Origin of the sequence: Pseudomonas sp. FP2294 (genome assembly GCF_030687625.1) — a bacterium.
Classification (GTDB): Bacteria; Pseudomonadota; Gammaproteobacteria; order Pseudomonadales; family Pseudomonadaceae; genus Aquipseudomonas; species Aquipseudomonas shahriarae.
The window spans coordinates 1,145,248-1,159,829 of record NZ_CP117441.1; the positions used below are offsets into that span (position 1 = coordinate 1,145,248).

Here is a 14,582-nt window from a genome sequence, read left to right on the forward strand (position 1 = left end):
GGCCTGGAAATTCCCCATCTATCAGTATTACCAAGTTTGTCAGAGTTTTACGTTGAGGCCCGAGGGGTGTCTGAGTATAATGACGCGCTTCCATTTTCCCGCTCGGGAGCCCCCGCGATGCTGCGTATCAGCCAAGAAGCTCTGACATTCGACGACATTCTCTTAGTGCCCGGTTATTCCGAGGTGCTTCCTAACGAAGTCAGTCTCAAGACCCGCCTAACCCGTGGCATCGAGCTGAATATTCCCCTGGTTTCCGCTGCCATGGACACCGTCACCGAAGCCCGTTTGGCAATCGCCATGGCTCAGGAAGGCGGCATCGGCATCATCCACAAGAACATGACCATCGAGCAGCAAGCTGCCGAAGTGCGCAAGGTCAAGCGTTACGAAGCCGGTGTGGTGAAAGATCCAATCACCATCGAAGCCGACGCCACCGTACGCGACCTGTTCGACCTGACCCGCCTGCACAACATCTCCGGTGTTCCCGTGCTGCATGATGGCGACCTGGTCGGCATCGTCACTTCCCGTGACGTGCGCTTCGAAAACCGTCTTGAAGTCACCGTCCGTGAAGTGATGACGCCTAAAGAGCGCCTCGTCACGGTCAAGGAAGGCGCCGACAAGAACGATGTGCGTGAACTGCTGCACAAGCACCGCATCGAGCGCGTGCTGATCGTCGACGACAAATTCGCCCTCAAAGGCATGATGACCGTCAACGACATCGAAAAAGCCAAGGCTTACCCGCTGGCCAGCAAGGATGACCAAGGTCGTCTGCGCGTTGGCGCCGCCGTGGGTACCGGTAAAGACACCGGCGACCGCGTTGCGGCCCTGGTCGCTGCCGGGGTTGACGTGGTGGTGGTCGACACCGCCCACGGTCACTCCAAAGGCGTGATCGACCGCGTGCGCTGGGTCAAGCAGAACTTCCCTGACGTACAGGTGATCGGCGGCAACATCGCCACCGGCGCAGCGGCCAAGGCCCTGGCCGAAGCGGGCGCTGACGCGGTCAAGGTCGGTATCGGCCCTGGCTCGATCTGCACCACGCGGATCGTCGCCGGTGTGGGCGTGCCGCAAATCAGCGCCATCGCCAATGTTGCCGCTGCCCTTGAAGGCACTGGCGTACCGTTGATCGCCGACGGCGGCATCCGTTTCTCCGGTGACCTGTCCAAGGCCATCGTAGCCGGTGCCTCCTGCGTGATGATGGGCTCGATGTTCGCCGGTACCGAAGAAGCACCAGGCGAGATCGAACTGTTCCAGGGCCGTTCCTACAAGGCTTACCGTGGCATGGGTTCGCTGGGCGCCATGTCCCAGGCGCAAGGTTCCTCCGATCGTTACTTCCAGGACTCCTCGGCAGGCGCCGAGAAGCTCGTACCGGAAGGCATCGAAGGCCGTGTGCCGTACAAGGGCACCCTGAGCGCCATCATCCATCAACTGATGGGCGGCCTGCGTTCCTCGATGGGCTACACCGGCAGCGCCGACATCGAAGAAATGCGCACCAAGCCAGAGTTCGTACGGATCACCGGCGCCGGCATGGCTGAATCCCATGTCCACGACGTGCAGATCACCAAGGAAGCGCCAAACTACCGCGTAGGTTGAGGCTTCCAGCAAAACGTTAAGTAACCGGGGCTGTTCTTTCAGCCCCGAGTTGTTTCTGATTCATTAGACGAGACTGACTTCATGGCCCTCGACATTCACGCCCACCGCATCCTGATCCTCGACTTCGGTTCCCAGTACACCCAACTGATCGCCCGCCGCGTGCGTGAAATCGGCGTGTACTGCGAACTGCACCCGTTCGACATGGATGACGAAGCGATCCGCGAATTCGCCCCTAAAGGCGTCATCCTGGCCGGTGGCCCCGAGTCCGTGCACGAAGCCAACAGCCCGCGTTGCCCGCAAGCGGTGTTTGACCTGGGCGTGCCGGTCTTCGGTATCTGCTACGGCATGCAGACCATGGCCGAGCAACTGGGCGGCAAGGTTGAAGGTTCCGAACTGCGTGAATTCGGTTATGCCCGTGTCGACGTGGTCGGCAAGAGCCGCCTGCTGGACGGCATCGAAGACCACATCGACGCCGACGGCCTGTTCGGCCTCGACGTCTGGATGAGCCACGGTGACAAGGTCACCAAGATGCCGGAAGACTTCCACATCCTGGCCAGCACGCCGAGCTGCCCGATTGCCGGCATGTTCAACGACGAGCGCGGCTACTACGGCGTGCAGTTCCACCCGGAAGTGACCCACACCAAGCAGGGCGGCCGCATCCTGTCGCGCTTCATCCTCGACATCTGCCAGTGCGAAGCCCTGTGGACCCCGTCGAAGATCGCTGAAGACGCCATCGCCAACGTGCGTGCCCAGGTCGGTACTGATAACGTCCTGCTCGGCCTGTCCGGCGGCGTTGACTCCTCCGTGGTTGCTGCGCTGCTGCACAAGGCCATCGGCGACCAACTGACTTGCGTATTCGTCGACAACGGCCTGCTGCGCCTGCACGAAGGCGAGCAAGTGATGGCCATGTTCGCCGAGAACATGGGCGTCAAGGTGATCCGTGCCAACGCCGAAGATCAGTTCCTCAACAACCTGGCCGGCGAGTCCGACCCAGAGAAGAAGCGCAAGATCATCGGCCGCACCTTCATCGACGTCTTCGATGCCCAGTCCAACAAACTGGACAACATCAAGTACCTCGCCCAGGGCACCATCTACCCCGACGTGATCGAGTCGGCCGGCGCCAAGAGCGGCAAGGCCCACGTGATCAAGTCCCACCACAACGTGGGTGGCCTGCCTGAGGAAATGAACCTCAAGCTGGTAGAACCGCTGCGCGAACTGTTCAAGGACGAAGTCCGCCGTCTGGGCCTGGAACTGGGCCTGCCGTACGACATGGTCTACCGCCACCCATTCCCAGGCCCGGGCCTGGGCGTGCGCATCCTCGGTGAAGTGAAAAAGGAATACGCCGACCTGCTGCGTCGTGCCGACCACATCTTCATCGAAGAACTGCGCAAGGCCGACTGGTACCACAAAGTCAGCCAGGCCTTCGTCGTGTTCCAGCCGGTGAAATCGGTTGGGGTGGTCGGCGATGGCCGTCGCTACGCCTGGGTCGTGGCCCTGCGTGCCGTAGAAACCATCGACTTCATGACCGCCCGCTGGGCACACCTGCCGTACGAACTGCTGGAGACTGTCAGCGGCCGTATCATCAATGAAATCGAAGGTATCTCGCGCGTGACGTATGACGTGTCGAGCAAGCCGCCGGCGACGATTGAGTGGGAATGATCAGGCGTCCGGCACTGACCGGCACCCTCTAGCAAAAAGTACCCTGAAGCCCGCTTAATTGCGGGCTTTTGGTAATGGGTTACCGGCGGCCTTCGCACACCGGTGATTCGCCGATGCGGCCTTCCTTGCACAGGTCGATGTTATCTGTGCGCTTGAAGCCGGCGTCTTTCATGCAATAAAACTGCGTGAGCACCTGGTCAATCGGCGTCCTGTCCCCTGTCCCTGTCAGGTTGGTATAGCCGCAGGCGGTCATAGCACTCTTGACGCCTTCTTCAGACACTCCGTTCTTCTTCCAATTGGTAAATTCCGGCGGCGGAGGTTGAAAGCCCCTGCCCGTGCAGCCAATCAATAACACAGCGCAAAAACTCAGCAACAGGCTCTTCGTGAGCATGGCGTTCTTCCTCATGGTTTGGCTCGGATATCGTATGCGTCGTATCAGCGAGCTTGTCGAGGTAGTGTCGAGGGCTGCTCAGGAGTAACTAGAAAAACTCATCCAACAGGCAGTAAAAAGCCATTCGCTGCTCATCAGGTTCCACACCATACCTCTCAAAGAACGGCCTGACCCATTCCTGCCCCAAGTTGCGCTCGACACTGCGGGCCGCCAGGGCCAGATCTTGATAACGGTCACTGACCCCCAGGCGGCCGCAGTCGATAAAACCACTGAAGTGACCGTCCGCTGCCATGAAGTTCGGCAGGCAGGCGTCGCCGTGGGTTACCACCAAGTCATGGGTGGTGGGCCGTGTCGACAGGAGTTCGGCGAACACATCGGTGGCGCTACGTCCCAATCGCTCATCGTCGAAGTCCGTTACATCAATCAGCCCGGCGTTGATATGTGCCTGGGCGACGGTGATGCGCAGTTCCAGGGTGTGATCGAAGGGGCATTGCGCCACGGGGATCTGGTGCAATGTACGCAGGGCGTTGGCCAGGATGTCGATGATCTGCGCGGCAGAAAGGTCACTGCTACTGGCCAGGTCCTGTCCCGGGATGGCGCTCATCAGCAGCCAGTGGTGAAGGTTTTCCTGCACCTCATCCAGCACCACCGGCGCCGGCAGGCCCTGCTGTTGCAGCCAGTGAAGGCGCTCGATTTCATCGGCAAGCTCGGCGTGTTCTACGAGGGGCTCGGCCTTCAGGAACAGGTCCGTGCCGTTGTCCCTGCGTAGCCGGAAGACGTCAGCCCGCGACTCGCCGATGGCCTGCTGCTCGATCAGCGCATGGGGGAACTGTTCACGCCATTTGTTTGGAATATTCACAGGGCTTTTCCTTTTTCCTGCTTCAGCGCCGTGCAATATCCGAGAAGTAAAACTTATCCAGCGTATGCCGCGACTCGGTGTATTCGAACTGCCGCCCGTCCTGCAAAAATGTCTGGTTGCTCACCACAATCACATGGCTCTGGCCGTCGAGGTCCAGGTGCGCCTGGTCGTCCTTGCTGCGGGGCAGGGCTTCGATGGTGCGCTGGGCGTAGCTGATCTGCAGATGCAGGGTCTGTTCGATGAAGGCGTAGATCGACTGCTCGGCAATCGCCTGGTCCAATCCGGGGATCAACTCGGCGACGAAGTGGTTGATGTCGAGGATCACCCGTTTGCCGCCGATGCGCCGCACCCGTTTGATGCGGGTAATCAGGGTGCCGGGCTCGGCCTCGATATGTTGCAGCAGCGAGCCTTCCAGCGGGAGTTGGGTGAACTCGACCACTTCGGTGCGTACATCATCGCCCAGGTCGGCGTGGGTTTCGTGGAAGCTGACGATGCCGCCCAGTTGAAACTCAATCGGGTTGGGCGACAGCACGAAGGTGCCCTTGCCATGGATTTTTTGCGCGAACCCACGCTCCTGCAATTGCTCGATGGCCCGGCGCACGGTGCCACGGCTGGCCTGGTAGGTGTCCATCAATTCGGTTTCGGAGGGCAGGCGCGTGCCGCGTTGCAGGCGTTCGGTGGTGATGCTGGCAAGCAGATCGGTGTAGATCTGGTTGTATTTACTCATGGAGAGGGCTCTGTGCCGCGTTTGCTTTCAAGGCAGGAACCTTAGTGGCAGAGGCGGGCTTTGTCCATTGGCCCCTTGGAAAGCGGTGGGCGACTATTTTTGTAACTCGTACAGACGAGTTGTTGCTTTAACTCGTCTGTACGAGTACTTTTGCCCTCGGCATGCTGCCAATAACAAGAATCTAAAGTGGAAGAACAAGCATGAGCCACGACTATTCCAACATCGCCCGCGAGATTCTCCAGAACCTCGGGGGCAGCGATAACCTTGAGCAGGCGGCCCACTGCGTGACGCGCCTGCGCCTGGCCCTCAAGGACCCGAGCCTGGTCAACGGCAGTGCGTTGAACCAGGTCGACCTGGTCAAGGGCTCGTTCTTCACCGGCGGTCTGTTCCAGATCGTCATCGGCCCCGGCGAAGTCGAAAAGGTCTACGCCGCCTTGCGCGAGCAGACTGGCCTGGCCGCCGCCACCATTGCCGATGTGAAGAAGAAGGGCGCCGACAAGACCAACGCCATGCAGCGCCTGGTGCGGGTGTTCTCCGATGTGTTCATGCCGATCCTGCCGGCGCTGATCATTGCCGGCCTGCTGATGGGCATCAACAACCTGATGGGCGCCAAGGGCATGTTCATTGAGGGCCAGACCTTGCTCGAGGCTTATCCGAACCTGGATGGCCTGTGGAGCCTGATCAACCTGATGGCCAACACCTCGTTTGTGTTCCTCCCGGCGCTGGTGGGCTGGTCGGCGGCCAAGCGCTTTGGCGGCAGTGAAATCCTCGGCATCGTGCTCGGCCTGATGCTGGTCCACCCGGACTTGCTCAACGCCTGGAACTACGGCAAGGCGGTGGCCGGGCTCGACGGCCAGAGCTTGCCGTACTTCGATATTCTGGGCTGGTTCCAGATCGAGAAGGTCGGCTATCAAGGCCAGATCCTGCCGATCCTGATGGCCGCCTACGTCATGAGCGTGATTGAAAAATGGCTGCGGGCGCGGGTGCCGAATGCCATCCAATTGCTCGTCGTGCCGATCACCACCATCGTCGTCACCGGCGTGCTGGCCCTGGCAATCATCGGCCCGGTGACCCGGCACCTCGGCATCCTGATCACCGAAGGCGTGGTCACTCTGTTTGACCTGGCGCCAATGGTGGGCGGGGCGATTTTCGGCCTGCTGTATGCGCCGCTGGTGATTACCGGCATGCACCACATGTTCCTTGCCGTGGACCTGCAGCTGATCTCGACCCAGGGCGGCACGTTTATCTGGCCGATGATTGTCATGTCCAACCTGGCCCAGGGCAGCGCGGCCCTCGGGGTGTTCTACATGAGCCGCAATGCGCGGGATAAAAGCATGGCCTCGACCTCGGCGATTTCCGCTTACTTCGGCATCACTGAGCCGGCGATGTTTGGGGTGAACCTGCGCTTCAAGTTCCCGTTCTATGCCGCCCTGCTGGGCTCGGCCCTGGGCAGCATTTTCCTCTCGCTGAACAAGGTGCAGGCCTCGGCCATCGGCGTGGGCGGCCTGCCCGGATTTATTTCGATCGTGCCGCAATCCATCGCGATGTTTGTGATCGGCATGGTCATCGCGATTGTCGTGCCGTTTGTTCTGACCTGTGGGTTGAGCATGAAAATTGTTCGGCCGGGTTATCGCGTCGCCTGATAGATCGCCATCGCAGGCAAGCCAGCTCCCACATCTGGAATGCGTTCCTCTGTGGGAGCCGGGCTTGCCCGCGATGAGGCCCGCAAGACCAGCACACCACTCTACTGAAGGAGCCCACCATGCAAGACTGGCAACACTCGGTGATCTACCAGATCTACCCCAAAAGCTTCCACAGCCATGCGGGTAACGCCACCGGTGACCTGCTGGGCATCGTGGACAAACTCGACTACCTCCAGTGGCTGGGCGTCGATTGCCTGTGGATCACCCCGTTCCTGCGCTCGCCCCAGCGCGACAATGGCTATGACATCAGCGACTACTACGCCATCGACCCCAGCTACGGGACCATGGCCGACTGCGACCTGCTGATCAGCGAAGCGGCCAAGCGCGGCATCAAGCTGATGCTCGATATCGTGGTCAACCACACCTCCATCGAGCACGAGTGGTTCCAGCAGGCGCGCAGCAGCCTCGACAACCCGTACCGCGACTTCTACATCTGGCGCGACCAGCCCAATAACTGGGAATCCAAGTTCGGCGGCTCGGCCTGGGAATACGAGGCGCAGACCGGCCAGTACTTTCTGCACCTGTTCGACCACACCCAGGCCGACCTCAATTGGGACAACCCCAAGGTGCGCGCCGAAGTCTACAAACTCATGCGCTTCTGGCGTGACAAGGGCGTGGGCGGCTTCCGTCTGGACGTGATCAACCTGATCTCCAAGCCGGCGGATTTTCCCGAAGACAACAGCGACGGCCGGCGCTTCTACACCGATGGGCCGAACGTGCATGCCTACCTGCAGGAAATGCACCGCGAAGTGTTCGAGGGCCACGCGCTGATCAACGTTGGCGAGATGTCCTCCACCAGCCTCGAACACTGCATTCGCTACTCGCGACCAGAGTCGAAAGAGCTGTCGATGACCTTCAACTTTCATCACCTGAAAGTCGATTACCCCAACCTGCAAAAGTGGGTGCGCGCCGACTTCGACTTCCAGCAACTCAAACGGATTTTCTCCGACTGGCAACTGGGCATGCAGGCCGGTGGCGGCTGGAACGCGTTGTTCTGGTGCAACCATGATCAGCCGCGGGTGGTCTCGCGCTTTGGTGATGACGGCGAGCACCGCGTGGTCTCGGCCAAGATGCTCGCCACGGCCTTGCACTTCCTCCAGGGCACGCCGTTTGTGTACCAGGGCGAAGAGCTGGGCATGACCAATCCGGGCTTCGACAGCATCGAGCAGTACCGTGATGTCGAGACCCTCAACATCTACCGCCTCAAGCGCGATGCCGGTGAGTCCGAGGCCTCGAGCATGGCTGCGATCATGCAGAAATCCCGCGATAACGGCCGTACCCCGATGCAGTGGGATAGCCAGGCCAATGCCGGTTTCAGCCGCGCTGAACCGTGGATCGGCATCCCGGCCAATGCGGCGCAGATCAATGTCCAGAGCCAGCTGGATGACCCGGATTCGGTACTGCATCACTACCGTGCGCTGATCGCCTTGCGGCGCCTTGAGCCGCTGATTCAAGAAGGCGTCTACCGCCAACTGCTGCAAGACCACGACAAGGTCTGGGCGTACCTGCGTGAAGGCCATGGCGAGCGTCTGTTGGTGCTGAACAACTTCTATGGCCAGCCCTGCGAAATCCAGTTGCCCAACAACCTGATCAGCGCGGCGAGTGAGCAACGCCTGCTGATCAGCAACTACCCCGACTGCCCGGTACCCACGGACACGGTCATCTTGCGTCCTTACGAGTCTTTTGTGCTGCACCTGACCGACTGAAACATCCCCTTTTCAGGCGCCGGCTTGCCGGCTCCGACAGGGAAAAAATAAGAAAAAATAATGGAGCGCTTCATGAAAACAACAATAAAGCTGGGCCTCGTTGCATCCTGTCTGACCCTGCCCCTGGCGGCGCATGCCCTGGAATTTGCCGGCTACCTGCGCAGCGGCGCCGGCACCTCGACCGGCAGCGGCCCGCAGCAATGTTTCCAACTGCCGGGCGCCCAATCCAAATACCGCCTGGGCAACGAATGCGAACAATATGCCGAGCTGGAGTTGCGCCAGGACCTGTTCACCCTGGATGACGGCTCGGTGCTGAGCGTGGATGCCATGGCCTCGCTGTACAACAAGTACGACCGCGAGCTGAAGTTCCAGGGCGAAAACAACGGCTCGGCGCGCATGCCGCAGATGTATGCGCAGTGGTCGAATATGCCCAGCCTCAATGGCGGCTCATTGTGGGCCGGCCGGCGCTACTACAAACGTAATGACATCCATATTTCCGACTTCTACTACTGGAACCAGAGCGCCACCGGCGGCGGCATCGAGGACGTGCTGATCGGCGATCTGAAATACAGCTACGCCTTGTCGCGCAAGGACAACCTGTACCAGAAGGAATATGCCACCCGTCACGACTTCAACGTCGCAGGCTTCAAAACCAACCCCGGCGGCGAGCTGGAGCTGGGCCTGAGCTATATCGAACAGGCGGGCGGGCGCGACACCCACAGCGGCTGGGCCCTCACTGCGCAGCATGTGCAAGCCGCGTTCCTCGGTGGCAAGAACAAGTTCGCCCTGCAGTACGGCGAAGGGCCGGGCACTGGCCTTGGCTACACCGGCAACACGGCACTGGAGCGCAGCAGCAAAAGCTACCGCGCGGTGGAGTTTTTCGACTGGCAAGTGACCCCGCGTTTTGGCGGCCAGGTCGAGGCGGTGTACCAGAAAGACGTGCGCCCCGGCAGCCAGGACCAGACCTGGATGTCCATCGGTGTGCGCCCGGCGTATGCCATCAGCGAGCAGTTCAAGCTGGTCACCGAACTGGGACATGATCAGGTCGACGCCAGCGGCGGCACGCGCAAACTCAGCAAATTCACCTTCGCCCCGACCTGGTCGCCCAAAGGCCCGGATTTCTGGGCGCGGCCGGAGGTGCGTTTGTACTACACCTATGCCACCTGGAACGAAGCGGCCAAGCGTGCGGCCAACGAACTGGCGGCGGGTTCGGCGTTGTCCGACACCGGCTCCTATGGCACCGCGCGGCATGGCTCCAACTTCGGTGTGCAGGTCGAATACTGGTGGAAATAAACACCGGCTTTATGTGGGAGCCGGGCTTGCCCGCGATACCGGCGGCTCGGTGTTCCAGTGCAACCGTATTGATGCAATCGCAGGCAAGCCAGCTCCCACTGGGGCCCATTTCACCCCGGGATTTGTACTCGGCCGATGATTTTTACAGAACCAAACAGCAGGTGATGTCATGACCACAACTCAACCCCTGGAACTGCTGGCGCCCCTGGCGGGTGTGCTGTTGCCCCTGGACCAGGTGCCGGATCCGGTGTTCTCCAGTCGCCTGATCGGCGATGGCGTGTGTATCGACCCCACCTCGCAGACCCTCTGCGCGCCGCTGGCCGGGGTGATCAGCAATGTCCAGGACAGTGGGCATGCGGTCAGCGTCACCGACGACTACGGCGTGCAGGTGCTGATGCATATCGGCCTGGATACCGTGAACCTGGCGGGCAAGGGCTTCACCCGGCTGGTCGAGGAAGGCCAGCGGGTCGAGGCGGGTCAGCCGTTGATCGAGTTTGATGCCGACTTTATCGCGCTCAATGCTCGCAGCCTGCTGACCCTGATGCTGGTGGTCAGCGGCGAGCCATTTGTGCTGCTGGCGACGGACACCGGACTCGTCGCCGCCGGGCAACCGTTGCTGCGGGTGACCCCGGTAATCCGTGCGGCCAACGACGAGGAAGAGGAGGGCGACGCACTGTTTTCCAAACCCCTCACGTTGCCCAATGCCAACGGCCTGCATGCCCGCCCGGCGGCGGTGCTGGCCCAGGCGGCCAAGGGCTTCAATGCGAGCATCTGCCTGCACAAGCAAACCCAGAGCGCCAACGCCAAGTCCCTGGTGGCGATCATGGCGTTGCAGACGGTGCAGGGCGATACCTTGCAAGTCAGCGCCGCGGGGCAGGACGCCGAGGCGGCGATCCAGGCGCTGGTCGCGCTGTTGCTGGAGGGCTGTGGCGAAACCGTAGCGGTGCTGGCCGAGGAGGTTAAACCGGTCGCGCCGCTGTCGTCGGCGAGCGTGTTGCGCGGCGTCTGTGCGTCGCCCGGTTCGGCGTTTGGCCAAGTAGTGCAGGTGGCCGAGCCGCAGCTGAATGTGCCTGAAGAGGGGGCTGGCGAGGCGCTGGAACGGGCCGCCCTGGAACGTGGCTTGCGCGCTGCAACCCAGGCGCTGCAGGCGTTGCAGGACAAGCCCGGCGGCAGTGCCCAGGTAGAGATTTTCCGTGCCCATCAGGAATTGCTTGAAGACCCGACCCTGCTTGAACAAGCCCACGCCCTGCTCGCCAAAGGCAAGAGCGCCGCGTTTGCCTGGAACAGCGCCACACTCGCTACCGCCGAGCTATTCGAGCAATCAGGCAGCCCCCTGCTGGCCGAACGCGCCGCCGACATGGCGGATGTTGGCCAGCGCGTGCTCAAGCTGATTCTCGGGGTTCAAGACGGCGCCTGGGAGTTGCCGGAGCAGGCCATCCTGATTGCCGAGCAATTGACCCCTTCGCAAACCGCCAGCCTCGATCCGGGCAAGGTGCTGGGGTTTATCACCGTGGCCGGAGGGGCCACCAGCCACGTCGCCATTCTTGCTCGCGCCCTGGGCTTGCCGGCGATGTGCGGTGTGCCGGCCCAGGTCCTGGCGTTGCCCGATGGCAAGCCCGTGTTGCTGGACGCCGACAAAGGCGAACTGCACCTCGACCCGGACCTGGCGGTGATCGAGACGCTGCGGGCTGCGCGCGAGCAGCAGGTTGTGCGCCACCAGCGCGATCTGCAGCAGGCCGCCTTGGCCGCCATCACTCGCGATGGTCATCATATTGAGGTGACCGCCAACGTCGCTTCGCTGCAGGAGGTGCAGCAAGCCCTGGTCCTGGGGGCCGAGGGGGTCGGGCTGTTGCGCTCGGAGTTTCTCTACCTGGACCGCAACCGCGCGCCGAGCCCGCAGGAACAGGCCCAGACCTACAGCGCCATTGCCGGTGTCCTGGGCACCGAGCGCAATCTGGTGGTACGCACGCTGGATGTGGGCGGTGACAAACCCTTGGCCTATGTGCCGATGGACAGCGAGACCAACCCCTTTCTTGGCCTGCGCGGCATTCGCCTGTGCCTGGAGCGCCCGCAACTGCTGCGCGAGCAGTTCCGCGCAATCCTTGCCAGCGCGGGCCTGGCGCGGCTGCATATCATGTTGCCGATGGTCAGCCTGTTGTCGGAGCTGCACCAGGCCCGGCAGATCCTCGAAGAGGAAGCGCTGGCCCTGGGGCTTGCCGAGCTGCCGAAGCTGGGGATCATGATTGAGGTGCCGTCGGCGGCATTGATGGCGGATGTGTTTGCGCCCCATGTGGACTTTTTCTCGATCGGCACCAATGACCTGACCCAATACACCCTGGCCATGGACCGCGACCACCCGCGCCTGGCCAGCCAGGCCGACAGCTTTCACCCGGCGGTGCTGCGCCTGATCGCCACCACGGTCAAGGCCGCCCATGCCCATGGCAAGTGGGTGGGTGTGTGTGGCGCGCTGGCGTCCGAAACACTGGCGGTGCCGATGTTGATCGGGCTGGGGGTGGACGAGTTGTCTGTCAGTGTACCGTTGATCCCGAGTATCAAGGCCACCGTGCGTGACCTGGACCTGGCGGACTGCCAACTGATCGCCCACCAGGTGTTGAACCTGGAAGAGGCCGCCCAGGTGCGCGAGGCTCTGAGCCTGTACCACGCAGCGACCGTCGAAACCTCATTGGTTGTGGAGAACTGAATATGTTCGAGAAATTGCAGCAGGCATTCTGGAAAGCCCTGACCCCGGACCTGGTGGCGGAAACGGCGGTTGCCGAGCCGAAGGCTGACGGCATGTTGGCGCCGGCGGTGCTGAGTGCATTGGGTGGGGCGGCGAATCTCAAGACACAGCAGCGGGTGGCGTTGACGCGGACCCGCGTGCAGCTACAGGACCCGGCGCTAGTGGACGAGGCGGCGCTGAAGGCGGCGGGTATCACGGCGGTGATGGTGCTGGCGGGCGGGGTGGTGCATCTGATCACTGGCCTGTAGAACACCACAAAATAAATGTGGGAGCGGGCTTGCCCGCGATAGCGGTGGGTCAGTCAAATACTCATCAACTGACCCACCGCTATCGCGGGCAAGCCCGCTCCCACATTGGGTTTTGTGCTGTCTGATCGGACCCGGGGGTCAGAGTTGGGGGGTATCTTGCGGCGGCTTGGTCTTGTCCACGCCCGGCACATGCAGGTTGCCTTCCACCATCTGGTTGCCCTCCAGCTGCGGCTGGGTCACCCAGGTCAGGATGTCGTAGTAACGGCGGATGTTGGCCACGAAGTGCACCGGCTCGCCGCCCCGGGCGTAGCCGTAGCGGGTCTTGCTGTACCACTGCTTCTGCGACAGGCGCGGCAGCATTTTCTTCACGTCCAGCCACTTGTTCGGGTTCAGGCCTTCCTTTTGCGCCAGCTTGCGCGCGTCATCCAGGTGACCGCCGCCGACGTTATAGGCCGCCAGGGCAAACCAGGTGCGGTCAGGTTCGAGAATCTTGTCGTCCAGTTCGCTCTTGATCATCGCCAGGTACTTGGCGCCACCCTTGATGCTCTGCCGCGCGTCCAGGCGGTTGGACACGCCCATGGCCTGGGCGGTGTTCTGGGTCAGCATCATCAGGCCGCGCACGCCGGTCTTGGAAGTGACGGTCGGTTGCCACAGCGATTCCTGGTAACCAATGGCTGCCAGTAGCCGCCAATCGACCTTTTCTTCCTTGGCCGAGGTCTTGAAGAACTTCTCGTACTTGGGCAGGCGCTGCTGCAAGTGCTGGGCAAAGGTGTAGGCGCCGACGTACCCCAGTACATCGACATGCCCGTAATAACGATCCTTGAGGCGTTGCAGGGTGCCGTTCTTCTCGACCTTGTCGAGGTAGCTGTTGACCTCGTTGAGCAGGCTGTTGTCTTCACCGGCAGCCACGGCCCAGCTCTGGTTGCTGGCGTTGCCCAGATCGAAGGCCACCCGCACGTTGGGGAAGTACACCTGGTTCATCGCCACTTCATTGGAGTCGACCAGGGTCAGGTCGATCTGCCCTTCATCGACCATGCGCAGCAGGTCGACCACTTCAACGGCATCGGACTCTTCGTACTCAATCGCAGGATTCTGCTTTTTCAGCTCGGCCAGTTGCTCGGCATGGGTGCTGCCCTTGAGCACCATGATCTTTTTGCCCACCAGGTCGGCCGCGTTGGTGGGGCGGGACTGGCCGTTGCGATAGATGATCTGCGGGGTGACTTCCAGGTACGCATGGGAAAAGCGCACCTGTTGTTTACGCTGCTCGCTGCTGACCAGGCCAGCGGCGGCCAATACCGGACCGTCGGGTTTGCCCAACTGGTCGAACAGGTCGTCGAGGTTGTCGGCGGTCTCGATTTCAAGCTTGACCCCCAGGTCGTCGGCAAAGCGCTTGACCAGTTCGTATTCGAAACCGGTTTCGCCGTTGCGGTCCTGGAAATAGGTGGCCGGGCTGTTTCGGGTGACCACCCGCAATACGCCATCCTCCTTGATTCGCTCGAGCGTGCTGGGCTTATCAACACAGGCGCTGAGCATCAGGAAGAGTCCGGTGGCGAGGAGCCATTTGGCACATCGCGGGCGCAAAGCAGTTGGGGAGAACATCTGGGCAGTATACGCAAACGGCCCACGGCGCCATATCTCGACAGCATGGGAGTTGTCTGCTAGCGCCTGC

General features: G+C 61.6%; 11 protein-coding genes. 7 read left to right on the forward strand and 4 right to left on the reverse strand.

Going from position 1 to position 14,582, the window contains the following annotated elements; translation table 11 throughout:
- The first annotated feature begins 117 nt into the window (after nucleotides 1–117).
- Both guaB and guaA read left to right on the forward strand, forming a co-directional pair.
- The gene (gene guaB, locus PSH73_RS05050; protein ID WP_003209646.1) at nucleotides 118–1,587 is read left to right on the forward strand and encodes an IMP dehydrogenase; all 1,470 of its coding nucleotides are present in this window, start codon (nucleotides 118–120) and stop codon (nucleotides 1,585–1,587) included.
- An 81-nt stretch (nucleotides 1,588–1,668) separates the two neighbouring features.
- Nucleotides 1,669–3,246 (forward strand): glutamine-hydrolyzing GMP synthase, encoded by a 1,578-nt coding sequence (guaA, locus tag PSH73_RS05055; RefSeq protein WP_017134673.1) that lies wholly within the window; start codon nucleotides 1,669–1,671, stop codon nucleotides 3,244–3,246.
- Nucleotides 3,247–3,325: 79 nt separating this feature from the next.
- On the opposite strand, the gene PSH73_RS05060 is transcribed toward guaA, so the two are convergent.
- The 3 genes from PSH73_RS05060 to treR all read right to left on the reverse strand — a co-directional run bounded on the left by PSH73_RS05060 (nucleotide 3,326) and on the right by treR (nucleotide 5,223).
- On the reverse strand, nucleotides 3,326–3,637 hold the full coding sequence (locus PSH73_RS05060; protein WP_057960560.1) for a hypothetical protein: 312 nt from the start codon (nucleotides 3,635–3,637) through the stop codon (nucleotides 3,326–3,328).
- Nucleotides 3,638–3,725: 88 nt separating this feature from the next.
- On the reverse strand, nucleotides 3,726–4,496 hold the full coding sequence (locus PSH73_RS05065; RefSeq protein ID WP_169990401.1) for an APH(3')-II family aminoglycoside O-phosphotransferase: 771 nt from the start codon (nucleotides 4,494–4,496) through the stop codon (nucleotides 3,726–3,728).
- Nucleotides 4,497–4,518: 22 nt separating this feature from the next.
- Nucleotides 4,519–5,223: a trehalose operon repressor gene (gene treR, locus PSH73_RS05070; RefSeq protein ID WP_057960558.1), complete on the reverse strand. Its 705-nt coding sequence runs from the start codon at nucleotides 5,221–5,223 to the stop codon at nucleotides 4,519–4,521.
- A gap of 200 nt (nucleotides 5,224–5,423) precedes the next feature.
- On the opposite strand from treR, the gene treP reads away from it, so the two are divergent.
- The 5 genes from treP to PSH73_RS05095 all read left to right on the forward strand — a co-directional run bounded on the left by treP (nucleotide 5,424) and on the right by PSH73_RS05095 (nucleotide 12,913).
- On the forward strand, nucleotides 5,424–6,866 hold the full coding sequence (gene treP / locus PSH73_RS05075; protein ID WP_057437971.1) for a PTS system trehalose-specific EIIBC component: 1,443 nt from the start codon (nucleotides 5,424–5,426) through the stop codon (nucleotides 6,864–6,866).
- 119 nt (nucleotides 6,867–6,985) lie between these two features.
- Nucleotides 6,986–8,632: an alpha,alpha-phosphotrehalase gene (treC, locus tag PSH73_RS05080; RefSeq protein ID WP_120731751.1), complete on the forward strand. Its 1,647-nt coding sequence runs from the start codon at nucleotides 6,986–6,988 to the stop codon at nucleotides 8,630–8,632.
- Between the two features lie 72 nt (nucleotides 8,633–8,704).
- On the forward strand, nucleotides 8,705–9,925 hold the full coding sequence (locus PSH73_RS05085) for a carbohydrate porin (RefSeq protein ID WP_057444517.1): 1,221 nt from the start codon (nucleotides 8,705–8,707) through the stop codon (nucleotides 9,923–9,925).
- 169 nt (nucleotides 9,926–10,094) lie between these two features.
- Entirely contained in the window at nucleotides 10,095–12,626 is a 2,532-nt protein-coding gene (gene ptsP, locus PSH73_RS05090) for a phosphoenolpyruvate--protein phosphotransferase (protein ID WP_305462050.1), read from the forward strand.
- 2 nt (nucleotides 12,627–12,628) lie between these two features.
- On the forward strand, nucleotides 12,629–12,913 hold the full coding sequence (locus PSH73_RS05095) for a PTS transporter subunit EIIB (RefSeq protein ID WP_128593878.1): 285 nt from the start codon (nucleotides 12,629–12,631) through the stop codon (nucleotides 12,911–12,913).
- Between the two features lie 138 nt (nucleotides 12,914–13,051).
- Here the strand turns inward: PSH73_RS05095 and mltF are convergent, their stop codons facing one another.
- The gene (mltF, locus tag PSH73_RS05100; protein ID WP_128593877.1) at nucleotides 13,052–14,512 is read right to left on the reverse strand and encodes a membrane-bound lytic murein transglycosylase MltF; all 1,461 of its coding nucleotides are present in this window, start codon (nucleotides 14,510–14,512) and stop codon (nucleotides 13,052–13,054) included.
- Nucleotides 14,513–14,582: the final 70 nt, after the last annotated feature.